Raw genomic sequence first — 22,312 nt, 5'->3', positions numbered from 1 at the left:
TGAGTGAGCCCCCCGTAGCCGTGCCATGACCTTTAAAAACCTGTTCATCCATCCCGAGACACGGATCCTACGGCCGGGCTGGCGCATCCCTTGGCTGATCCTGTGGGTGCTGCCCCTCGTCGTGGCCATCAGCGGGCTCGTGACCCTGGCCCGTCGCCATGTGCCGAGCCCCTGGCTGCCCGCGGCCAGGGCGCTGCTCGGCCTGGCGCTCATCCTGGGTGCCCTCGCCATCTACCGCTGGTTCATCCACCGCGTGGAGCACCGGGTTCCCCTTGAGGCGCAGGTGGATCCGAACACGCCCTGGCACGTGGGACTGGGCTTCCTCCTGGGCGGCGGCGCCATGCTGCTCATCACCGCCATCCTGGCCCTGGCCGGGGCCTACCGTATCGAGGGCTTCCACTCGCCCTGGCTGCTCCTCAGAGCGGCCATCTTCTATCTCCCGCAATCCTTCTCCGAGGACTTCTTCTTCTGCCTGATCCTCTTCCGCCCCCTGCGGGAGGGCATCGGCCGTCGGCCAGCCCTGGTCGTGGCACCCCTGCTCTTTGCCTTGGCCCACATGGGCAATCCGAACGAGAGCGTGCTGGGCATCGCCGAAATCGTCACCAGCGGCATGGTGATGTACTACGCCTTTGATCGCACTGATCGCTTCTGGACCATCTGGGCCCTGCACTTCTCCTGGAACTTCACCATGAACGGCGTGCTGGGCATGGCCAACAGCGGGCTGGCCCTCCAGGGCTGGATCCGGCCCACCATCACCGGGCCTGCCTGGCTCACGGGCGAGGCGACCGGGCCCGAGGCCTCCGCTTTGGCCGTGGGCTTGGACCTGTTGTTGTTGTTGCTGCTGCTGTCCCGGATGTCAGCCCAGCGGTTGCGGGGCCCCTTACCTGGCCAGGAAGCGGCCTGACCAGGTGGGGCCGCCCTCCCCGATAAAAGGGCCCAACGCAGGCCTTTTTTGATGGAATGCTGGTGTTTTGGATCCCCATGCTCCTCACCACCCAATACACCCTCACCCCCGATGAAGCCCTTCGCGGCACCCGCACCTTCAAGCGGCTGCGGTATGCCGTATCCGTGGGCTCGGGCGCCCTGGTGGCCCTGCTGGGCCTTGTCGTGGTCGCCTCCGAAGGCTCACCCGCCTTCGGGTTTTTCATGATCTTCAACGGACTGCTCTTCGTCGCCATGCCGGAGCTGGTGCTCCGCTGGGGCCGTCGTCGGCGCGGCTCCGCGCCCTATTCCCCCATCACGCTGCAGCTGGATGACGACGGCCTGCGCCTGGAGACCGAGGTCAGCGAAGGTGGACTGCCCTGGGAGGCCTTCAGCGAAATCCGGCGCCGCAGCGGCTTCTGGATCTTCCGCATGGACCACACCCAGGCGGTGCTGGTGCCTGAGCGCGCCTTCGAGCCAGCTGCCAACGCAGAGCTGGAAGCCTTCCTGCGCGGCCGAGGGATCCTCGCCCGATGAAGCTGTCCCGATGAAACTTGAGGCCCCCGTGGATCGCGCTGCCCGCAGCCTGCTGGGCCAGCTGCTCCGCAGAGACGAGGTCGTTCTGCGCATCACCGAGGTGGAGGCCTACGACGGCCCCAACGATACGGCCAGCCACGCGCGGCATGGCCGGACTTCCCGCAATGCACCGATGTGGGGGCCGCCGGGCCGGGCCTACCTCTACTTCTGCTACGGCATGCACTGGATGCTGAACGTGACGACAGGGCCCGAAGGCCATCCCTCCGCCGTGCTCATCCGCGGCGCCGAAGTGCTGTCGGGTTTGGATACCGTCCTCATACGCCGCAAAGCGACCAAGGTCACCCCGCAACTCTGCACTGGCCCCGGCAAAGTGGCTCAGGCCCTGGGCCTGGACAAGACCTTCGATGGCCACGATCTGCTGGTCCCCGGTGGACTGGAGTTGGCCCCCGCCAAAGTCCCCAAGCGGATTGTGACCGGGCCCCGACTGGGCATCGGCTTCGCCTCCCCCGAGGATCAGGCCCGCCCCTGGCGCTTTGCCGATGGGGACAGTTCCGCCGTCTTGAAGCGTTCGGATCTGGCACCCTGGAAGCCCTGACCCTCGCCGTCGAATGGCCACCGCCATCCGCCGAACCCCGGAGCCGCCATGCCCTTCGTGAACATCCGCATCACCAAAGACGGCGCCACCGCCGAACAGAAGGCCGCCCTCATCCAGGGCACCACCCAGCTGCTGGTGGACGTGCTGGGCAAGAACCCCAAGACCACCGTCGTGATCATCGATGAGGTGGACACCGACAACTGGGGCATCGGCGGCGAAAGCGTCACCTCCAGGCGCAAGCAGGGAATCTGATCCCTCGACTTGTGCATCGCGGCACCGCCCTGCATACTCAATCTCCGCTTCGTGCGAGGCCTCGCGGGGCCCCGGGAAGCACACCAAGCCACGGGGGTGACCGGTTTCGACAGGTCCCGACCATGTGGGTCACGCAGCAAAGCCCAGTGGGCTTTGCGAAGTGGGGCCCCACAGGAAGGGAGTCACGCCGGAAGAAGCCGCAAGCGTTCGTGGCAGACACCAGACAAACGGGGGTGACCGGTTTCGACAGGTCGTGATCCGGGTGCACGGTGCAGGCGGGGGTTGGACGGATGGCCCCCTTATCAATCCGCCCACATCAAACTGCCAACGATAACTTCGAACTGGCTCTCGCTGCCTAGGGCAACCTAGGTTCCGAGCGAGTCCTCGGGATCTCTGGGTACCGAGCTCGTTAAACCTTTGAAGGGGTGGCTTCGGCCTGCCTGACAGAGGCACCAGATAGGTTGCCGCGATGTCTCCTGACGGCAGCCGAGATCAGGGGACACTCGTTCCGAGCGGCTCGTCCGTTCCCCGCCGGAAGGATTCAAGAGCGGACCAAGCCTGTGGAAGAGCCGCCATTCGGCATGTCTTGGACGTGGGTTCGACTCCCACCACCTCCACCAACCAAAAGCCCCGCGCGCGGGGCTTTTGCGTGTGGCGAGAAGACCGCACGGACAAGCCGACATCGGCGCAGTACCCAAATCGGCCCATCGCCCTGACCGCCTATTTCGCGCCCTTGCGGCGGTTCTCCGCCACGGCCGCCTGTACCAGGCGTTTGAAGGCAGCGGCTTCGAGGCGTTCGCCTTCCCGGAGGTCGATGGCGCGGCGGGTGCCGCCCTCCAGGCTGGCGTTGAAGAGGCCGCTGGGATCCTCCAGGGCGGCGCCCCGGGCGAAGGTCAGTTTGACCGCCTGCTTGTAGGCCTCGCCGGTGCAGACGATCCCGCCGCACGACCAGGTGGGCACGCCCAGGGGGTTGGTGGGTTTAACCCACTTGCAGTCCTCTTCGATGTCAGGGACCGCTTCGTGGATGAGCCTGCGCACCTCCGCCAGCGTGTGGGCCCGCCAATCGCCGAGGGACTGAAGCTTTTCGTCGACGCGGGCAGAAGGGCCGGTCGCTTTCTTTGAAGCTGCCCCGGCCTCAGATCCAGCCCCAACCCCGGTCTTGGTCTTGTTCTGAACTTTGGCTTTGGGCTTCGTCATGTCCAATCCACTGGGCTTGGCTTTGGCCACCATGGGTCACCCTCCAGAGTCATGTGATGCCGGGTAAACGCGAAGGATTGGAACGCACGCGCAGGGACTGTCTTGGCCCACGGATTAAGGAACCACCAGGCCCAGGAAACCGAGCAGGGCGACCGCCGCGAAAAGGGATGTCGAGGGAAAGCGGAGCGGGTGGATACCGCCCTTCAGCGCCACGGCCGCGCTCAGGATCGACAGGGCCGCCGTGAGGGGGGTGAGGAACACCGCCAGCTCGGGCCGGTCCGGATGCCCCGCCACATGGGCGAATCCCAGGCCCATGGCGAAGGTGAACACGGTCGTGATGTGCCAGCAGTAGTAATTCAACCATTTCGAGGCCCTGGGCAGTTGGGTGTCGGCCAGGAGCGGGCCCGCGACCCGCGGCCCACCCACGAAGGTATGCACGCAGAAGGTCACGGCGCTCATCGCCGCCGCAGCCCAATGGAAGGAAGGGCCCATGTCGTTCGGCTCCGGGAACGGCTGTCGGGTTTGAAAGGTTCTTGATCGGGTGTTCAGGAAAGCATGCGTCGGGAACAGCGGGCGGATGGCGTGGGAGGGCCCCGCAAGTATTCCAGAATTCACATCCTTGTTGCTGGCCTGCCCCGGCCCTCGAACCTAGCTTCGTGCCGATGAATCCCAACGATGCCACCCGCTCCCCGAAACTCCTCGACCTGGTGCGGCAGGCCATCCGCCTGCGGCACCTGAGCCCGGCGACCGAAGAGGCCTACGTCCGCTGGATCAAGCGCTTCGTCCTCTTCCATGAGAAACGCCACCCGAAGGACATGGGCGCCCGCGAGGTCGAAGCCTTCCTGTCCCACCTGGCCATGGACCGAATGGTTTCGCCCTCGACCCAGAATCAGGCCAAGGCCTCGCTCCTCTTTCTCTACAAGGACGTATTGGAGGCCCCTCTTCCCTGGCTCTCGGACATCGCCCAGGCCCGCCGGGCGCGGAGGCTGCCCGTGGTGCTCACCCTGGAGGAGGTTGTCAGCCTGCTCAACCAGCTGAATGGAACCCTCGGGCTCATCGCCCACCTGCTCTACGGAACGGGCATGCGGCTCATGGAAGGCCTGCGGCTGCGCGTGAAGGACATCGACTTCGAACGGCGCGAGATCATTGTCCGGGAGGGGAAGGGGTTCAAGGACCGGGTCACCCTGCTCCCCGAGGTTCTGATCCAGCCCATGCGGCTGCAGCTCCGGCGCGCCCGCTCCTTCCACGAAAGGGACCTCGCCGAGGGCGTGGGAGAGGTGTGGGTTCCCGAGGGGCTTGCGGCCAAGTACAAGGGCCTGGGCCGATCCTGGGCCTGGCACTGGGTGTTCCCCTCCCACCTGCGGTCCGTGGATCCAAGGGCCGGGGTGACGCGCCGGCATCACATCTATCCGGAAAGCGTTCAGCGGGCCGTGCGCGAGGGATCCCGGCGTGCCGACCTGTCGAAGCCGGTGACCCCCCATGTCCTCCGCCATTCCTTTGCCACCCACCTGCTCCAGGCCGGCACCGACATCCGAACCCTCCAGGAGCTTCTGGGCCACAAGGATGTGGAGACGACCATGATCTACACCCATGTGCTCAACCGCGGCGGGAAGGGCATCCAGAGCCCCCTGGACCGCGTCTCCAGCCAGATTCCACGGTTCCGATCCGCACCTGGCCCGGTGTCCCGTGACCGGGATCCCGCCGACCTGCCTCCGACGGCTGGCCATCCAGCGATGTCGGCCTCGACGAGCTGAGCCAGCAACGTGAGGGATTCCTGCCAGCCCAGGCAGCAGGCCTCGGTGGGAATCACCTCGGGAATGCCCTCCTGCACGCTCTCCACTCCGGTTCCGCAGGAGACGGCCCCTCGGCTTCAGGGTTTGGGGGGAGCCCCGGCCAAGGCGTCGACCAGCTCCTGCGACCACAGGGCCAGGGGCTTCTTCCGCTGCTTGTTTTCCTCCCGGGCGGCGCGGTTGAACGTCGGCAGGAGCTTGCGGGGATCGCCCATGCATTCCACCAGCACCGCCCGCCCGAACTGGCGCTCGATGACGATGGCCATCTGGTAGCCCACGGTGTACCAAGGGCCCTGGACGCCGAAGAAGGTGAAGGCCTTTTCCGAAATCTCCGCCTTCGTCTTCCGCTTCTGGTGGATGACTTCCAGGAAGAACGTTTCCAGCGCGTTCAGGTCGGCATTGAAGTTCCCGAGCTCCTTGTCCCATCGCGCCCGATCCTCGCGGGAACCGACCGCATGGGGATGCACCTCCATCCCCCCCGCCGCCGCGAGCATGGCGAACCCTTCGCCGAAGGCGCCCACCCATTCCGCCGCGGCCCTGGCCGCGGGCGACAGGTCCTTCAGCAGGGCGGCATTCTCGTCTTCGAGGCTGGCGAAGCCGATGTGGTGCATCTCGTGCGCCACGGTGTTCTCCACCTTGGCGGCGGGCAGCGCCGGATCCAGGTAGAGGAAGATGGCCGGATCGGTTTCTGTCTCGAAGACGAAACTGTTGGCCTTGGGTTTGATCACGGGAAAGACCTTCGCGCGGATCCGGGCGCGCGCCGGCAGGTAGGGAAGGATTCTCCGCGCCGCGGCGGCCAGGTCCGCCTTCTTCCAGGCCTCCAGGGCCAGCCGCAGGGACTCGGCCCTCTTGGCGAGGTCCGCCGAAAGCACGAAGGCCTTGAACTCATCCCGCGTGAAGGGCACATGCATGGCCGACTCGCGCCGTTCCAGGCTGAGGTAGGGCTCGGTCGAGAAGAGGCGCTGCCAATCGGCTTCCGTGGGGGGCCTCCCGGAGGCGCGGGCCTCGAGGATGTCCAGGACGGCCTTGGCCTCCGAGGCATCCATGCGGAGCTGGATGGCGCCAGCGGGAACCGTCTCCTGCGGCGACGTCTGAACCGGCGCCTGAACCGGGCCCTGGGCCGGGTCCTGGGCCAAAAGATGGCCGCAGGCTCCCGACAGCAGCAGAACAGAGAGGAATGCCTGCCCACAAGCCTTCATGTCAACCCCCAGCCTTCGCCTTCAGCAGCCATTTTCGCCACAATGGATCCACTGTCCATGCGCCGCGGAGGATCCCATGCCGAAACCCCCCTTCACCGCCGACTGGATCCAGGCCGGGGCGGACATCTTCCAGTGGGGGCGCAAAGCGGCCTATTGGAAGGGGAAGAAGGGCTGGTGGGCGTCCCGCCAGGGCACCGAGGGCATCAAGGGCCCCTTCCGCACCCCCGGCGCTGCGCAGAGATGGGCCGAGGAGCCCTTCCGGGAACAGCATCAGGCGGCCCAGCAGAAAGCCCGGGATGAGGCTCAGCAAGCCCTGGAGCAACGGAAGGCCAAACGCGCCGCCCACCAGGCTCGCGAAACCGCCCGCGCTCAGGCCAGGGAGGCCAAGGAGTTGGCGACCTGGAATGGATTGCCTGCCGAGGCGCGCCACGTTCAGCCAGGCCAAGTGTGGGCCATGAAGGATCCCCGCCTTGAGCAGCACCAAATTCTGGTGATCGAGGTGAAGAAAACCATCGCCGTGGTCCTCGCCAGGGAATCCAGAACCACCCCATGGAAGGGCCTGAGCGGGGAACCTCGTACCCTCACCCACCTGCCCCGGCTCTACAGGTTGGTGGGCATGGCCAAAGTGCCCGGCCTCCCGAAGGCCTAGGTTTGGAACTGCGCCACCGATTGGGCCAATTCATCCGCCACCTGGGCAAGATCATTGGCCGTACGCGCCACTTCGCTCACCGTGTGGGCCAGTTGCGTGGTCGCGGTGGCATTCTGGGTGGCCTGCTGAGCGCCTTCATCCACGGCCTGAGCCACCTCATCGCTGGTGTGGGATTGCTCCTCTGTGGCGCTGCCGATTTCGCTGATCAAGGAAGACAGGCCCGTGACACTGGCCCGGATGGAGTTCAGGGCGGTCACGGTGGCCGTCACGGTTTCCCGCCCACCGGCCACGGCCTCATTGGAGCTGTTGATCCGTTCGGCGATCTCCTTGGCCGCGAGGCCCGAACGTTCCGCCAGTTTCCGAACTTCCTCGGCGACCACGGCGAAGCCTTTGCCCTGGGCTCCGGCCTTGGCCGCCTCGATGGCGGCATTCAGGCTTAGCAGATTGGTCTGCCGCGCAATCTCCTGGATGACCTGGACGGCCCGGACAATTTGCTCCGTGGCGGTCTGGATCTCATGCATGGCTGCCGTGGTGTCATCGCCGGCACGATGGCCGCGATCCGTGGCCTGAACCGCGCTATCGGCCTGATGGCGCGCCTCCCGGACATTGCCGGCCACCTGCTGAACAGAGGCGGAGAACTCCGTCACGGCCGCAGCGAGGCGTTCAGAGCTCTGGCGCTGGGATTCGGTGCTTCTCGCAATCTGATCGGTGGTGGCAGACATCTGCTCTGCGCCTGCCGAAAGCTCCATGGACCCGCTGGCCGTGCGCGCGGAGGCATCGGCCAGGCCTCTCCAAATCCCGCGGAGTTTCACAAGAAACTCATTAAAGGCAAGGGCCACACGACCCAACTCATCCTGAGAGTGAACAGGCAAATTCACACGCAGATCGCCCCGGGCCAACCCCTGTTCGATGGCCTGGCACATCTCTTCAGCAGGCCCCGCCACACTTCGGGAGATGGCCATCGAGAGCCAGATGCCGACGATCACTGCCCCCAGTCCAAGGGCCAGCAGAACCACATCCGCGCGGTCCGCTGCTTTGACAGCCGCCGCGCTCTTTTCGTTGGCCTGTTTTTCCTGGAGGGCCAGGAGTTTCTCCAGGCCGTCCTGCCAGGCGGTGATGGCTTTGCGCCCCTCCCCAAAAATGAGGTGCACAGCCTCCTCCTTCCGCCCCCGGTCCACCAGTTCGATGAACCGGGCATGGATGACCTCCGCCTGTTGCCGCTGAGGATCTGTGCTCTGCAGGATCGCCAGGGTTTCGGCATCGTCGGAGCCGAGCAGGGTCACCAGCTTCTTCTCGGCATCGTCGTAAGTGGCTTTGGCCTTGGCGATTTTATCTTTCTGGATGGCTCGCGCCTGGTCCGTTTCCTCCAGCGCGTAGGCCCGAATGAAGCGCCCTGTCAGAAGCATCTGACGATCCCATGAGGGCCCCCAGTGCCATGGTGCGCTGATCGCCTTCGACAATGTCCTTGAGGGTCGCCTGGGCCCTGCGCGACTGCAGGTGTGCCACCCCCACCGCCAGGATGATGAGGGCCAGCATGGCTCCAAAGCCCAGGCTGAGCCGCCTTGCGATGCTGAGTCCCGTCAACATGGCCGCACCCCATGGAATCGCCACCTGGCATACCCACGATGGCCAGGCTCGTTATCGACTCGGCGACCACATCTCATGAAATACCGCCACGGTCGTGGCTCTGGACGCACCGGGGCATCACGCCTCAGCGATTGTCTCGGCAGCCCGCTGGCGGCGGCGGGTGAGCACACCATTCAAGGTCTGGGCCGGAGCCAGCAGCGCGTAGCACCAGCCCGCAAACTGTCCCGTATCCGAGGTGAAGCGGGCGAGGAAGATCGAAAGCAGGGCCACCAGGGCGTTGATGAGAAAGCGGCGCAGGCTTTCTCCCAGTTCGAGGCGCTGGACGGGCGACAGCCTCAGCCCCTCCCGCTTCCGCCAGGCATGCAGGTGCATCAGGAACAGCACGGTGTTGACGGTCAGGAAACCGACGCCGTAGACCACCATCAGCGTCTTGATTTCAGCGACCGTTTTCACACCCTCGATGGAATGCTTCAGCAGCATGCCGTTCACCAGCAGGGTGAAGAGGAATTTCATGGGGTAGACGTAGAGCAGCACCACGAAGAGCAGGGCCATGTTGAGCACCAGCGTGGTGGTATCGGTGAGCGGGTAGCGCTTGAAGAAGGTGTGGTGATCGAACCAGATGAGGATCAGGAATGCGAAGCAGATGCCGAACGCGAGAAAACCCCAAAGGGTGTGAAAGAGTTCCTGGGCCGACTTGGGCACTTCCAGCGACACGACCAGCAAGGTGACCGCGAAGGCGAACACCGCGTCGCTGAAACCCTCCACGCGGTGCAAGGCGAAGCCGTGACGATGTCCCGCATGCGAAGGCATGTCTGCCATGGAACCCCCAGGTTGGTTTGGGGCAGTCTACCCGCTTCAGAGCCAGACCAGGCTCATGCCCCCTCCTGCACGTACACCCGCAGGCGATGGCCATCGGGATCCAGGGCCACAAAGGTGTACCCGAAGTCCATGGCCACCGGGGGCTGGAGAATCGGCAGGCCCGCCTTCCGCCAGCTGGCATGCGCCGTGTCGACCGCCTCGCGGTTGTCCAGGGTAAACACCAGCTCGGCGCCGCCCCCCATGGCCTGGGCCTTCGGCTCTACCGTGTGCCTGGACCAGAGCCCCAGCTTGAGGCCGGAAGGCAGCACGAAGAGGGCGAAGGTGGGCGATGCTTCGACTGGAGCGCGTCCCAACAGCTTCCCGTAGAATTCGGCGCTGCGCTGCGGCTGGTCGACGTAGAGGATGAAGAACATGGGATCCGGCATGGGAACCTCCTGATCCCAGCCTAGGGCGGCCTCCTGTCAGATTCCGTCAGCAGTCACACCCGAGGGGCGGATGCCCTCTGCCTCCCGCCAGGCTTGCAGCAGGGCCCGGCGGTTGCGGGGATAGCGCTCGCCGTGAACGGTGAGGCTTTGGATGCGGTCCGTGCGGAAGTGGCGGAAGCCGTCTCGCAGCTCGCACCAGGCCACCACCACCCGGCTGCGCTCGAAGAAGCCCAGGGCAAAGGGCCAAAGGGTGCGGACCGTCTCGTCGCCCTTCAGGTCGCGGTACGTGACGGTGAGCTTGCGCTCGCCCGTATGGCCCGCCGGATCTGGGCCAGAGCAGCATCCCCCAGGGCCGGCCGCTCCGTCGGGCCGATCAGCAGGGATGAAGCTTCCAGCTCGCGCCGCAGCTCGGCGGGAATCACGGCCGCCACCTTGGCGGTCACGCTGCGCGCCGCCTCGGCGAGATCGGCATCCGCCCGCTCGGCCACCCAGCGTGAGCCGAGCACCAGGGCCTCGATTTCATCTTCGGTGAACATGAGGGGTGGCAGCAGGAAGCCGGGGCGCAGCAGGTAGCCCAGGCCAGGCTCCCCTTCGATGTGGGCACCCTGGGCCTGGAGCGAGGCGATATCCCTGTAGAGGGTGCGCGGCCAGTTGCTCCGCCAGCACCTGGCCGCGCACCGGGGCCTGGTGGCGCCGGAGGACCTGCATGAGCTGGAGCAGCCGTTCGGCTCGGGACATGGGATCCAAACCAAAGTGAAAGACCCCCATGGTCGCAGGATTCCTTCGGGGACCCTGGAGCGCCCCCTGTTGATAGCTGATGAATCGGTATTTAATAACTTGACATTTCGTCAACAAACCATGGGGCCCTCCGTCAAATGGGGGTCCTTTTAGTGCTTCTCATCACCTCTTGAGCCCACGGCATTCCCCCCGTTGGATTCCTCCGGCTAGAGTCATGTCGTCCTGTTTCGGGCCTTTGAACCCTGCCGATCCAGCCTTGGGACGGGCTTCCGGCAAACCTTTCCAGACCACCCTGATGACCCCGGGCCCACGCCCTTCTTTCTCAACACACTCCTTTCTGGAGGAACCATGAGCCAGTACGTCAACGAAGTCCTTGAGGGCCTCAAGAAGAAGGCTCCCTGGGAGAGCCTCTTCATCCAGGCTGCCACCGAAATCCTGCACTCCCTGGCTCCCGTCCTCGAGAAGGAGCCCAAGTACAAGAAGCACGCCATCCTCGAGCGCATCCTCGAGCCCGAGCGTGCGATCGGCTTCCGTGTGCCCTGGGTGGACGACAAGGGCATCATCCGCGTCAATCCAGGCTGGCGTGTGCAGTTCAGCAGCGCCATCGGGCCCTACAAGGGCGGCATCCGCTTCCACCCCAACGTCACCCTCGACACCCTGAAGTTCCTGGGCTTCGAGCAGATCTTCAAGAACAGCCTCACCGGCCTGCCCATGGGCGGCGGCAAGGGCGGTTCCAACTTCGACCCCAACGGCAAGTCTGACGCCGAAGTCATGCGCTTCTGCCAGTCCTTCATGATGGAACTCTTCCGCCACATCGGCCCTGACACCGACGTGCCGGCCGGCGACATCGGCGTGGGCGGCCGCGAAGTGGGCTACATGTTCGGCATGTACAAGAAGCTCGCCAACGAGTTCACCGGCGTGCTCACCGGCAAGGGCCAGTACTGGGGCGGCAGCCTCATCCGCCCCGAGGCCACGGGCTTCGGCGTGGTCTACTTCGCCGAAGAGGCGCTGAAGACCAAGGGCAACACCATCGCCGGCAAGCGGGTGGCCGTGTCCGGCTTCGGCAACGTCGCCTGGGGCGCCGTCACCAAGGCCACCCAGCTGGGTGCCAAGGTGGTCACCATCTCCGGCCCCGACGGCTACATCTATGACGCCGACGGCATCAGCGGCGAGAAGATCGCGTACATGGAAGAGATGCTCCGCATCGACCGCATGTCCGTGGCCCCCTACGCGGCGAAGTTCAAGAGCGCCCAGTTCCACGCTGGCAAGCGCCCCTGGGAGCAGAAGGTCGACGTGGCCCTGCCCTGCGCCATCCAGAACGAACTGAACCTCGACGAGGCCAAGGGCCTGCTCGCCAACGGCTGCTTGGCCGTGGTGGAAGGCGCCAACATGCCCAGCACCCTGGACGCCGTTGAGTTCTTCCAGGCCAACACGGACAAGATCATCTTCTCCCCCGGCAAGGCCTCCAACGCCGGCGGCGTGGCCACCTCCGGCCTCGAGATGAGCCAGAACTCCATGCGCCTGGGCTGGACCGCCGAGGAAGTGGACGCCCGCCTGCACCAGATCATGATCAACATCCACAAGTCCTGCGTGGACGCCGCCGCCCGCTTCGGCACCCCCGGCAACTACGTGAACGGCGCGAACATCGCCGGCTTCCTCAAGGTGGCCGATTCGATGATCGATCAGGGCCTCGTGTAAGCACCAGCCTTTCGCATGCACAGAAAAGGGGGCCGCAAACGGCCCCCTTTTCTGTGTTGGAAGTACACTGCCGTGAAGATGAGGCCATGACAATGATCAGCCACGAATTCAATGAGATCTTCCGGAAGTACGCCTCCGACAAGGAGATCTTCCACGACCTGATGCCCCTGCGGGCCCGCGAGATCCTGCTGGTGGCGCCGGCCTTCGACGCCTTCACCCTGGAGCAGGACGGCCTGCTCACGGAGATCCTCTTCGACGGCTACTACCAGCTGAACATGAGCAACCCGCCCCGGGTCACCAATGTCTCCACCGTGGAAGAGGCCCTGGAGAAGTGCTCCAACCGCCACTTCGACATGATCATCGTCATGAGCCGCCTGGGCCAGGGTGGCCATGTGGAGCTGTCCAAGGCCTTGAAGAAGGCCGCGCCGCGCCTCCCCATCTACCTGCTGCTCAACGACAACGTGGAAGTGGGCGCCATGGACCGGCGCCGCCAGGAGCTGCAGAAGCACTACGACCAGATCTTCGTGTGGAACGGCAATCCCGAGATCTTCATGGCCATGGTGAAGTTCATGGAGGACCGCGCCAACGTGGAGAACGACACGGGTGTGGGCCTTACCCGCGTCATCCTCCTGGTGGAGGACAGCATCCGCTACTACTCGCGGTACCTGCCCATCCTCTACGCCGAAATCCTCAAGCAGGTCACTCGCCTCGCCAAAGACCAGAGCATGGACGGGATGACCCGCACCCTCTCCATGCGGGTACGCCCCAAGGTGATCCTGGCCACCAACTACGAAGAAGCCATCGCCTTCTGCGACAAGTACCAGGACTACCTGCTCTGCCTCATCACGGACCGCAAATATCCCAAGGACGGCGTGCTGGACCGTGAGGCGGGCATCAAGCTCATCAAGGCGGTGAAGGAGCGCAACCCCTACCTGCCCACCCTGCTGCAGTCCTCTGATCCCTTCAAGGAATCCTGGGCCACGGCCATCCAGAGCGGTTTCCTCAACAAGAACTCCTACACCCTGGGCGCCGAACTCTCCAACTTCTTCTACGAAAGCCTGGGCTTCGGCGACTTCATCTTCCGTGATGCCGAAGGCGTGGAGATCTGTCGCGCCACAGACATGGAGGATCTGCAGGACAAGCTGCGCACCGTGCCTGTGGAATCCCTGGTCTACCACGCCTCGCGCAACCATTTCTCCGCCTGGATCATGGCCCGCGGCGAGGTGCAGGTGGCCAAGGTGCTGGCCAAGTTCCGCATCACCGACTACCGCGATCCCGAGGAGATGCGCACCTTCCTCATCAACGTGGGCGACTACGTGCAGCGCATGAAGACCCTGGGCAAGGTGGTGCCCCTGACGGAATCCACGCCCAAGGACGAGCCCAACATCCTGCGCCTGGCGCCGGGCTCCATGGGCGGCAAGGGCCGAGGCGTGGCCTTCATGCACAGCCTGCTTTCGCGCATGGACCTCACCAGCCTGCTGCCCGAGGCCAACATCCGCATTCCCCGCTCGGCCATCATCGGCACCGAGGAGTTCACTTCGTACATCGACCGCCACGGCCTGCGCCAGATGCTTCAGAACGACGTGGATGACGATGCCATCAAGCGCCGCTTCCTCATGGGCTCGCTGTCGCCCGACCTCATGACCAAGCTGCAGCTCTTCCTGGCCAAGGTGGGCAAGGTGCCCCTGGCGGTGCGGTCCTCCGGCCTGCTGGAAGATGCGTTGTCGCACCCCTTCGCAGGGCTCTACAACACCTTCTTCCTGCCCAACAACGATCCCAATCCTGGCGTGCGGGAATCGCAGCTCATCGAAGCCATCAAGCTGGTCTACGCCTCGGTCTACTCCAAGGGCTCGCGCTCCTACTTCCAGGCCATCGACTACAAGATCGAAGAGGAGCAGATGGCCATCCTCATCCAGGAGGTGGTGGGCCATCGCTTCGGCGACCGCTTCTACCCCCACATCTCCGGCGTGGCCCAGTCGTTCAACTACTACCCCGTGGCCTACACCCAGCCTCAGGATGGCATCGCCAACCTGGCCGTGGGGCTGGGCAAGTACGTGGTGGAGGGTGGCAAGACCTACCGCTTCGCGCCGCCCTATCCCGAGATGGACATGCTCCCGCCCAAGGAACAGCTGCGCACCACCCAGAAGAACTTCTACGCCTTGGACATGAGCCGCACTGCCGTCGACCTCTACAGTGGCGAGGACGCCACCCTGCTCGTGCTCGACATCCAGGAGGCTGAGAAGGACGGAGCCCTCCAGCACTGCGCCTCGGTGTGGGACAACAACGATGACCGCATCCGCGACGGCCTGGACAGCCCCGGGCCCCGCATCGTGAACTTCCGGAACATCCTCAAATACGACCAGTTCCCCCTGGCGAGGATCCTCCAGCACCTGCTCGAGCTCATCCGCGACGCCATGGAAACGCCGGTGGAAATCGAATTCGCCGTGAACCTGAACAGGGATCCCGACAACGGCAAACCCACCTTCACGCTGCTGCAGATCAAGCACCAGCTTCTGGACAACGGCGAAGTGAACCTGTCCCCCGCCGACCTGAAACCCGAAGAGCTGTTTCTGTTCTCCGAGAAGTGCGTGGGCAACGGCATGGTGGAAGGCCTGCGCGACGTGGTCTGGGTGGATCCCGAAGGCTTCGACAAGTTCGAGACGCCCGCCCTGGCCGCCCAGCTGGAACAGCTCAATGACCGCTTCCGCGCCGAGGGCGGCAAGTACGTGCTGCTGGGCCCGGGCCGCTGGGGCAGCCATGACCGGCACCTGGGCATCCCCATCACCTGGTCGATGATCTCCTGCGCCCAGGTGATCGTGGAGTACGCCATGGAGAACTTCCAGGCGGATGCCTCGCTGGGCTCCCACTTCTTCCACAACGTGACCTCGCTCAACATCGGCTACTTCACCGTGCCCTACCCACGGGGCAGCAGCCTCCTTGACTGGGACTGGCTCCGAAGCCAGCCCGAAATTTCACGCTCCGGCTGCCTGGTCCACAGCCGCCTGGAAGAACCCGTCCACATCGTCATGGATGGGCGCCGCAGTGCCTCCGCCATCTTCAAGCGGATGCCGAAACCTGCGCCAGAGCCGGAGGAATACCAACCCTGAGGGCCCTCCCACCCGGCATCTGCTGCCCCGGCGCTTCCGGTAAAGTAGAACCTGGAGGGCCCCTTGATCCACCATCCAGGCAACGTGTTTGTGGTCTCTGCGCCCTCGGGCGCGGGCAAGTCGACCCTCGCCCAAAGGCTGGTGCGGTCCGTGCCGGACCTGATCTTCTCCATCTCCTTCACCACCCGGAAACCCCGCCCCGGCGAAGTGGATGGCCAGGACTACTTCTTCATCGACGACGAACGCTTCGACGCCATGGTCCGCGAGAACGGCTTCGTGGAATGGGTGGAGGTCTACGGCCGCCGCTACGGCACGGGCCGAGCGTGGCTCGAGGGCGTCCTCGCCACGGGCCGCGATGTCCTGCTCGACATCGAGACCACCGGCGCCCAGAACCTGCGCCAGGCCATCCCCGATGCCCGCATGATCTTCATCCTGCCCCCTTCGGCGGCCGCCCTGGAGGCACGCCTGCGCAGCCGCGGCAAGGACACCGATGAGCAGATCCGCATCCGCATGCAGCATGCCCGGCACGAGATGGAGCTCTACCGCACATACGACTACCTGATCCTCAACGACGCCCTGGAGCTCGCCTACCGGCAATTCGAGAGCATCATCCACGCCACGCGCGCGGCCCGAGAGCGCATGACCCCGGTGGCAGACCGGATTCTGGAAGGCTTCTAGCACCCCCCGGGAAACCCTCGGAAGCGAACCATCCAGGGGCTTTCCCTTTCGGCCCCTCGGCCTGCGGGCGGCGATGGCCCCCTGCCCTCCCGAACCATCAGTCGCCGCCCGGGCCACCCGGGCGTATCCTTGAGGCACTCTCTCCGGGAGCCTCATGGCCCGTTTCTTCAAGCGCAATTGGATGTGGATGATCATGACGGCCACGGTGGTCGTGGCGGGGCCCCTGCTGGCCCGCTCCAGCGGCGAGGTGGCCCGCCAGCGCACCCTGGATACCCTGACCGAAATCATGGAGCTGGTGCAGAAGCAGACGCCGGAACCCCCGGCCCCGCGGCAGCTCACCCACGCCACCATCCAAGGCATGCTGCACACGCTGGATCCCCACTCCAACTACATGGATGAAAGCGAATTCCGCCTCCTGCGCGAAGAGCAGAAGGGCTCGTTCTTCGGCATTGGCGCCATCATCCAGCAGCACGATCAGGGCATCGCCATCATCAGCCCCATGAAGGGCGGCCCCGCCGAGCGCATGGGCATCCGCTCCGGCGACATCATCAAAGAAATCGACGGCGCCAGCACCGAGGGCATGACCTCCAATGCCGCCCTTCAAAAGCTCCGTGGGGAAAAGGGCACCCTGGTGGAAGTGGCCGTGCAGCGGGCGGGCATCGCCGACCTGCTGCGTTTTTCCATTCCCCGGGCCGAAGTGCCCACCAACAGCGTCTACTACAGCTTCATGCTGAACCCCACCACGGGCTTCATCCTCATCAAGGATTTCGGCGAAACCACCTCCGAGGAATTCGAGCGGGCCGTGGCCAGCCTGAAGAAGCAGGGCATGAAGCAGCTCATCCTCGACCTCCGCAACAATGGCGGTGGTGTGCTGGATGCGGCCATCGGCATCTGCCGCCAGCTGCTGGGCCCCGACCAGCTCATCGTCAGCCAGAAGGGCCGCGACGGGCGCGAGGAAAACCAGACCCGCACCAGCAAGGGCGCGCAGCTCGACCCCTTCCCGCTCACCATTCTCATCAACCGCGGCTCCGCCAGCGCCAGCGAGATTGTCACCGGTGCGGTGCAGGACCACGACCGGGGCCTGGTCGTCGGGCAGACCAGCTGGGGCAAGGGCCTCGTCCAGAGCCTGCTCACCATCAACCGCTCCCGGGGCCTGGCGCTGACCACCGCCCGCTACTACACGCCCTCGGGCCGCAGCATCCAGCGTGACTACAGCCACGGACTGGACGACTACTACAACCCCGAGGACGAAAAGGATGCCAAGCCCCAGGGGCCGGCCTTCAAGACCGACCTCAACCGCACGGTCTACGGCGGGGGCGGCATCAACCCCGACTACCCGGTCACCGTTCCCAAGCTGAACGAGTTCATGATCAGCCTCCGCTTCCAGCATTCGGCCTTCTTCCGCTTCGCCGTCCACGAAAAGGAGCACTTTGGCATCAAGCCTGGTCAGCATGCCGACGACGTCGTCATGGCCCGCTTCCGCGCCTGGGCCCTGGACCAGAAGCTGACCATCTCCGACAAGGACTGGGAGGCCAACCACGACATCATGCAGGAACAGATTTCCATCGAGATGCAGAACGTGGCCTACGGCATCGAGGCCGGCTTCAAGATCCAGTGCGAAAAGGACCCCGTGATCCTCCGGGCCCTGGAACTCATGCCCGAGGCCGAGACCCTGCTCCACAAGAAGCAACTCCTTTCGCGCGGCGCACCGGCTACAGTGGGAACAACCCTCTAAGCCGATAGCCCACCCGCGAGGTCCCCATGGACGTCACGCTGCCCGAGCACGTGGAAGCCCTGCGCCAGGAAGTCCGCAAGTTCGCCGAGAAGGAAATCCGCCCCCATGTCATGGTCTGGGACGAAGCCAAGACCTTTCCCTTCGACGTGGTGAAACAACTGGGCGAGATGGGCATGATGGGCGTCATCTTCCCGGAGCAGTATGGCGGCGCGGGCATGGGCTATCTGGAGTACGCCGTGGTGGTCGAAGAGCTATCCCGGGTGGATGGCTCCGTGGGCATCACCGTGGCGGCCCACAACAGCCTGTGCAGCAACCACATCTTTGCCATGGGCGATGAGCGGCAGAAGCAGGCCTACCTGGTGCCCCTGGCCAGCGGCAAGGCCATCGGCGCCTGGGGCCTTACGGAGCCCGGATCGGGCAGCGACGCGGGTTCGCTGCGAACCTCAGCCCGGAAGGAGGGGTCCCATTACATCCTCAACGGCTCGAAGACCTTCATCACCCACGGCACCGTGGGCGACATCTTCGTGGTCATGGCCCGCACCCGCGCGCCCCTGCCGAGCCGCAGCAGTGCCGACGGCATCAGCGCTTTCGTTCTGGAAAAGGGCATGAACGGCTTCCGCCCCGGCAAGCAGGAGAACAAGCTGGGCCTGCGGGCCAGCGACACCTCCGAACTCATCCTGGAGGACGTGAAAGTGCCTGAAGCCAACCTTCTGGGCGAGGACGGCCTGGGCTTCAAGCAGGCCATGAAGACCCTGGATGGCGGGCGCATCAGCATTGGAGCACTCGGCCTTGGCATGGCCCAGGGCGCCTTCGAGGAGGCCGTGCGCTACAGCAAGATCCGCCACACCTTCGGCCGTCCCCTGGCCGATCACCAGGGCATCCAGTTCAAGCTGGCGAACATGGGCACTGAAATCGAAGCCGCCCGCCTGCTCATCACCCGCGCCGCCGGGCTGAAGGATGCGGGCCTGCCCTACGCCAAGGCCGCCAGCATGGCCAAGCTCTACAGTTCCGAAGTGGCCTGCCGCGTGGCCGACGAGGCCGTGCAGATCCTGGGCGGCTACGGCTACATCAAGGACTACCCCGTGGAGAAGTACTACCGGGATGTGAAGCTCTGCACCATCGGTGAGGGCACCAGCGAAATCCAACGCACCGTCATCGCCCGCTACCTGCTGGCCGAATACTGAAATCGCGCCGATCCGGCTGTGATCCCCCACCCGGAGGGTCTGCGTTAGGATGGGGCCTCTAAACATGAGGCATCCCATGAGACGCGCCGCACCCCTCCTTGTTGGCTTCTCCCTTCTGGCGGCTGCGAGCAGCCTGCAGGCCAGCCGCCCCCTGCAGGTCGACGACCTGTTCAAGGTCAAGCGGGTCGGCGATCCGCAGATTTCCAGCCAGGCTGACCTCGCCTACCAGGTGGGCACCGTGGATTTCGCCGCCAACAAGACCGTGAACCGCATCTGGCTCAAGGCGACCACCGGCGAGGCCAAGGAACTCGATCTCGGCAGCGGCAGCCAATCCCGCCCCCGCTTCAGCCCCGACGGCAAACGCCTGGCCTACCAGTCCGGCGGTCAGATCTGGATCGTCGATCTCTCCACCAAGGAGAAACGCCAGCTCACCAAGCTCAGTGGCAGCGCCGAAGGCCAGCTCTGGAGCCCCGACGGCAAGTGGATCGCCTTCCTCAGCACCACCGTGCCCAGCGGCAACGATGCCGAGAACGCCGCCTACCTGAAGGCCAAGGAGGCCTCCAAGGTGTCGGGCCGTCTCTACACCACGCTGACCTACCGTCACTGGAACGAGTGGAAGGATGCCCGGCAGGTGAGCCACCTCTTCGTGGTGCCCGCCGATGGCAGCGCCGCACCCCGCGATCTCACCGCGGGCTTCACCACCGATGTGCCCAACTACGCGGGCGTCTCTGCGGGCGATGGCTATGCCTGGGCGCCGGACAGCCAGGCCCTGGCCTTTGAATCCGCCCCCGATCAGCCCAAAGCCACCAGCACCAACGGTGAAATCTACGAAGTGGCCCTGAGTGGCGGTCCCGCCCGGAAGCTCACAACCAATCCGGCCATGGACAACAGCCCGCGCTACTCACCCGATGGCAAATCCCTGGCCTGGCGCGCCCAGCGCCGCGAGGGCTTCGAGGCCGACAAGTGGGAGCTCTGGGTCATGGACCGCAGCACGGGCAAGGTCGTGCGCACCACCGCGGCCTTCGACCAGAGCTTCGGCGACTTCGCATGGCAGGGCAGCGACCTGGTGGCTGTCAGCGAGAAGCAGGGCCAGGCCGAGCTCTTCCGCTGGGATGGCAAGGGTCTGAAGCAGCTCAGCACGGGCCTCCACATCGAAGGGTTTGCGCTCAGCCAGAACGCCGCCACCGTGGTGAGCAGCAGCCTGAACACCCCGCCGGACCTCTACACCGTGGACTTCAAGACCGGCCAGGCCACCCGCGCCTCCCGCCACAACGAGGCCCTGGCGCAGGAGCTGGGCCTCAACGCCGGCGAGCCCCTCTGGGTGGACACGCTGCCCGTGGACGGCAAGCCGACGAAAACCCACGCCTACATCGTGAAGCCCCTGGGCTTTGACCCCAAGAAGACGTATCCCGTGGCCTTCGTCATCCACGGCGGCCCCCAGGGCGCCTGGGCCAACGCCTGGCATCCCCGCTGGAACGCCCAGGCCTGGGCCAGCCGCGGCTTCATCACGGTGCTGCCCAACCCCCGCGGGTCGACGGGCTTCGGCCAGGCCTACTGCGATGCCATCAGCGGCGACTGGAACGGCGCCGTCATGACCGACCTCATGAACACCCTGGACGCCTCCCTGAAGGCCGTTCCCAACGCCGATCCCAAGCGCGTGGTGGCCGCCGGTGGCAGCTACGGCGGCTACGCCGTGAACTGGATCTCCGGCCACTACGCGGACCGCTTCGCCGCCTTCGTCACCCACGCCAGCATCTTCAACACCGAATCCATGCAGCTGGGCACGGAGGAGCTGTGGTTCCCCCACTGGGAGTTCAAGGGCTGGCCCTGGGAAAGCGCCGCCAACAAGGCCCGCTGGCAGTCGCAGAGCCCCACCACCGGGATCGCGAACATGACCAAGCCCATGCTCGTCATCCACGGCGAACTGGACTACCGCGTGCCTGTCACCGAGGCTTTCCAGCTCTACAACACGCTGCAGGTGCGCGGCATTCCCAGCCAACTGCTCTACTTCCCCGACGAGGCCCACTTCGTCGCCAAGCCCCAGAACAGCAAGCTCTGGTACGAGACCGTGCTGGGCTGGTGCGAGAAGTGGACGAAGTAGTCCCACTTGGATTCGCCCATGAGGCCCCCGCCATGGGGGCCTCATGCATTCAGGCCTTCGGGATCACACCCCCACAGGCGCCCGGATCCGACAGTGCCTTCCAGGGTTCCAGCACGAAGGGACGGCTGAAGGCGCGGGGATGGGGCAGCTCCAGGCTCAATTCCGGACCGAGGATCCGCAGATCCGCCGGCGCTTCCCACGTCCAACGGCCGCCGGGCCCGTCGGTGGTGATGAGGTCCAGATCCAAGGTGCGAGGCGCATTCTTCCCCGCTTGACGATCCCGGCCGGCGGCCAGCTCCAATCGAAGCAGGGCCTCCAGCAGGCGACAGGGATCCGTCTCATCCGATACCAGAATCGCCACGGTATTCAGGTAGGCGGGGCCGAGTCCTGATTCATCCGCGGTCTCCATGACCAGCGGCGAGGGCAGCACTGCGCCCAGCATGCGCAGCGCCGCCAATCCCGCCTCCAAATGCGCCCGGCGATCGCCGAGGTTCGAGCCAAGGGCAACGACGGCTTTCATGGAAAGGCCCTAAAAGAAGCCACAGATAAACACAGATGAACACGGATGGAGGCGTGGTTCTTTTTATCTGAGTTCATCGGTGTTCATCCGCGGCTAATGCTTCTTCCCGTGTTCAGCCACCACCAGCGTACGGATGCCGCCACGGATGAGGAAGTCACCTTCGATGCGCATCCACTGGGGCTGAAGGGCCTTCACCAGGTCATCCAGGATCTGGTTGGTCACCGCCTCGTGGAAGGCACCCTGGTCGCGGAAGCTCCAGAGGTAGAGCTTGAGCGACTTCGATTCCACGCAGAGCTGGTCGGGCTGGTAGACGATGCGGAGCTTCGCGAAGTCCGGCTGGCCCGTGAGCGGGCAGAGGCAGGTGAACTCCTCCGTCTCGAAGGTGATGGTAAAGGGGCGTCCCGGTCGCGGGCTCGTGAAGGTGTCGAGCTTGCCCGTGGGCCGCGTCACCACGAACTTGGGCAACTGGTCAGGGAGGGAGGCTTTGGGGGTTTTCTTGGTGGCCATGGCTTGGTCCTTTTCTTTGATCCACAGATTTCACAGATTACACAGATGATAGAAAGCCATTTGAATCGGTGTG

The 22,312-nt window shown here is 65.0% G+C and carries 20 protein-coding genes, 1 other RNA gene and 2 pseudogenes; 13 read left to right on the top strand and 10 right to left on the bottom strand.

From position 1 onward, the window contains the following. Window positions 1-25 precede the first annotated feature (25 nt). The 5 genes from Q9293_RS00780 (at window position 26) to ssrA (ending at window position 2,925) form a co-directional block, all read left to right on the top strand. Window positions 26-904 (top strand): CPBP family intramembrane glutamic endopeptidase, encoded by an 879-nt coding sequence (locus tag Q9293_RS00780; RefSeq protein WP_306249261.1) that lies wholly within the window; start codon window positions 26-28, stop codon window positions 902-904. A 77-nt stretch (window positions 905-981) separates the two neighbouring features. Beyond that, window positions 982-1,458: a YcxB family protein gene (locus Q9293_RS00775; RefSeq protein ID WP_306249260.1), complete on the top strand. Its 477-nt coding sequence runs from the start codon at window positions 982-984 to the stop codon at window positions 1,456-1,458. Window positions 1,459-1,468: 10 nt separating this feature from the next. Beyond that, the gene (locus Q9293_RS00770; RefSeq protein ID WP_306249259.1) at window positions 1,469-2,053 is read left to right on the top strand and encodes a DNA-3-methyladenine glycosylase; all 585 of its coding nucleotides are present in this window, start codon (window positions 1,469-1,471) and stop codon (window positions 2,051-2,053) included. Between the two features lie 48 nt (window positions 2,054-2,101). Next, window positions 2,102-2,305, top strand: coding sequence for a 4-oxalocrotonate tautomerase family protein (locus Q9293_RS00765; RefSeq protein ID WP_306249258.1), 204 nt, complete (start codon window positions 2,102-2,104; stop codon window positions 2,303-2,305). Window positions 2,306-2,534: 229 nt separating this feature from the next. Beyond that, window positions 2,535-2,925: a transfer-messenger RNA gene (ssrA, locus tag Q9293_RS00760) on the top strand. A gap of 100 nt (window positions 2,926-3,025) precedes the next feature. Here the strand turns inward: ssrA and Q9293_RS00755 are convergent. Beyond that, entirely contained in the window at window positions 3,026-3,502 is a 477-nt protein-coding gene (locus Q9293_RS00755) for a DUF1801 domain-containing protein (protein WP_306249257.1), read from the bottom strand. A gap of 114 nt (window positions 3,503-3,616) precedes the next feature. Further along, window positions 3,617-3,994 (bottom strand): hypothetical protein, encoded by a 378-nt coding sequence (locus tag Q9293_RS00750; RefSeq protein ID WP_306249256.1) that lies wholly within the window; start codon window positions 3,992-3,994, stop codon window positions 3,617-3,619. A 170-nt stretch (window positions 3,995-4,164) separates the two neighbouring features. On the opposite strand from Q9293_RS00750, the gene Q9293_RS00745 reads away from it, so the two are divergent. Continuing rightward, window positions 4,165-5,256 (top strand): integron integrase, encoded by a 1,092-nt coding sequence (locus Q9293_RS00745; protein WP_372342184.1) that lies wholly within the window; start codon window positions 4,165-4,167, stop codon window positions 5,254-5,256. On the opposite strand, the pseudogene Q9293_RS18605 reads toward Q9293_RS00745, so the two are convergent. Then, a pseudogene (locus Q9293_RS18605) lies at window positions 5,229-5,360 on the bottom strand (polyketide cyclase); the annotation flags it as partial. The gene Q9293_RS00745 and the pseudogene Q9293_RS18605 sit on opposite strands and share 28 nt — an antisense overlap. A 12-nt stretch (window positions 5,361-5,372) precedes the next feature. Then, window positions 5,373-6,491 carry a DUF5700 domain-containing putative Zn-dependent protease gene (locus Q9293_RS00740; protein WP_306249255.1) on the bottom strand — a complete coding sequence of 373 codons (1,119 nt, stop codon included), beginning with the start codon at window positions 6,489-6,491 and terminating at the stop codon, window positions 5,373-5,375. Between the two features lie 76 nt (window positions 6,492-6,567). Here Q9293_RS00740 and Q9293_RS00735 point away from each other — a divergent pair, with 76 nt between their 5' ends. Beyond that, a complete protein-coding gene (locus Q9293_RS00735; protein WP_306249254.1) occupies window positions 6,568-7,140 on the top strand; it encodes a hypothetical protein in 573 nt (190 codons plus the stop codon). On the opposite strand, the gene Q9293_RS00730 is transcribed toward Q9293_RS00735, so the two are convergent. The 4 genes and pseudogenes from Q9293_RS00730 to Q9293_RS18600 form a co-directional block, all read right to left on the bottom strand. Next, the gene (locus tag Q9293_RS00730) at window positions 7,137-8,546 is read right to left on the bottom strand and encodes a methyl-accepting chemotaxis protein (RefSeq protein ID WP_306249253.1); all 1,410 of its coding nucleotides are present in this window, start codon (window positions 8,544-8,546) and stop codon (window positions 7,137-7,139) included. The genes Q9293_RS00735 and Q9293_RS00730 overlap by 4 nt on opposite strands. 298 nt (window positions 8,547-8,844) lie before the next feature. Beyond that, the gene (locus Q9293_RS00725; RefSeq protein WP_306249252.1) at window positions 8,845-9,546 is read right to left on the bottom strand and encodes a TMEM175 family protein; all 702 of its coding nucleotides are present in this window, start codon (window positions 9,544-9,546) and stop codon (window positions 8,845-8,847) included. Window positions 9,547-9,599: 53 nt separating this feature from the next. Continuing rightward, the gene (locus Q9293_RS00720; RefSeq protein WP_306249251.1) at window positions 9,600-9,971 is read right to left on the bottom strand and encodes a VOC family protein; all 372 of its coding nucleotides are present in this window, start codon (window positions 9,969-9,971) and stop codon (window positions 9,600-9,602) included. A 36-nt stretch (window positions 9,972-10,007) separates the two neighbouring features. Continuing rightward, window positions 10,008-10,709 (bottom strand): annotated as a pseudogene (locus Q9293_RS18600) (helix-turn-helix transcriptional regulator). A gap of 348 nt (window positions 10,710-11,057) precedes the next feature. Between Q9293_RS18600 and gdhA the strand changes: the two are divergent. The 6 genes from gdhA (at window position 11,058) to Q9293_RS00680 (ending at window position 21,212) form a co-directional block, all read left to right on the top strand. Beyond that, entirely contained in the window at window positions 11,058-12,407 is a 1,350-nt protein-coding gene (gene gdhA, locus Q9293_RS00705; protein ID WP_306249249.1) for an NADP-specific glutamate dehydrogenase, read from the top strand. 86 nt (window positions 12,408-12,493) lie between these two features. Continuing rightward, a complete protein-coding gene (locus Q9293_RS00700) occupies window positions 12,494-15,514 on the top strand; it encodes a PEP/pyruvate-binding domain-containing protein (RefSeq protein WP_306249248.1) in 3,021 nt (1,006 codons plus the stop codon). 63 nt (window positions 15,515-15,577) lie between these two features. Continuing rightward, window positions 15,578-16,192 (top strand): guanylate kinase, encoded by a 615-nt coding sequence (gmk, locus tag Q9293_RS00695; RefSeq protein ID WP_306249247.1) that lies wholly within the window; start codon window positions 15,578-15,580, stop codon window positions 16,190-16,192. 154 nt (window positions 16,193-16,346) lie between these two features. Then, on the top strand, window positions 16,347-17,927 hold the full coding sequence (locus tag Q9293_RS00690) for a S41 family peptidase (RefSeq protein ID WP_306249246.1): 1,581 nt from the start codon (window positions 16,347-16,349) through the stop codon (window positions 17,925-17,927). 26 nt (window positions 17,928-17,953) lie between these two features. Further along, entirely contained in the window at window positions 17,954-19,111 is a 1,158-nt protein-coding gene (locus tag Q9293_RS00685) for an acyl-CoA dehydrogenase family protein (protein WP_306249245.1), read from the top strand. Window positions 19,112-19,187: 76 nt separating this feature from the next. After that, window positions 19,188-21,212: a S9 family peptidase gene (locus Q9293_RS00680; RefSeq protein ID WP_306249244.1), complete on the top strand. Its 2,025-nt coding sequence runs from the start codon at window positions 19,188-19,190 to the stop codon at window positions 21,210-21,212. Window positions 21,213-21,261: 49 nt separating this feature from the next. On the opposite strand, the gene folK is transcribed toward Q9293_RS00680, so the two are convergent. Together folK and queF are read right to left on the bottom strand one after the other, a co-directional pair. Then, window positions 21,262-21,732, bottom strand: coding sequence for a 2-amino-4-hydroxy-6-hydroxymethyldihydropteridine diphosphokinase (gene folK / locus Q9293_RS00675; RefSeq protein WP_306249243.1), 471 nt, complete (start codon window positions 21,730-21,732; stop codon window positions 21,262-21,264). Window positions 21,733-21,825: 93 nt separating this feature from the next. Next, window positions 21,826-22,185, bottom strand: coding sequence for a preQ(1) synthase (queF, locus tag Q9293_RS00670; protein ID WP_372342183.1), 360 nt, complete (start codon window positions 22,183-22,185; stop codon window positions 21,826-21,828). Window positions 22,186-22,312: the final 127 nt, after the last annotated feature.

The organism is Geothrix sp. PMB-07 (assembly GCF_030758935.1).
GTDB lineage: Bacteria > Acidobacteriota > Holophagae > Holophagales > Holophagaceae > Geothrix.
This window is presented reverse-complemented; position numbering and strand designations above follow the sequence as displayed.